Origin of the sequence: Caballeronia sp. ATUFL_M2_KS44 (assembly GCF_023630965.1) — a bacterium.
Classification (GTDB): domain Bacteria; phylum Pseudomonadota; class Gammaproteobacteria; order Burkholderiales; family Burkholderiaceae; genus Caballeronia; species Caballeronia concitans.
In genome coordinates, this window is the sequence record NZ_JALQEA010000044.1 from 1 (window position 1) to 233 (window position 233).

At 59.2% G+C, this 233-nt stretch carries 1 protein-coding gene; it reads left to right on the top strand.

Going from position 1 to position 233, the window contains the following annotated elements; genetic code table 11:
- A partial coding sequence (locus tag NCR39_RS19235) for a PQQ-dependent sugar dehydrogenase (RefSeq protein WP_250453687.1) occupies positions 1-233 on the top strand: 233 nt, incomplete at both ends.

A 233-nucleotide genomic window follows, 5' to 3' on the forward strand; every position in this document is an offset into this window, starting at 1 on the left:
GTGCCGGACTATCTGACCTCCGTGAAAGACGGCGCTTTCTATGGCTGGCCATACAGCTATTACGGTCAGCATGTCGATGATCGCGTGAAGCCGCAACGCGCGGATCTCGTGCAATCGGCGATCGCGCCGGACTATGCGATCGGCGCGCACACCGCTTCGCTCGGTCTCGCGTTTTATGACGGCACCGCATTTGCGCAACGCTATCGAAATGGCGCGTTCATCGGTCAACATGG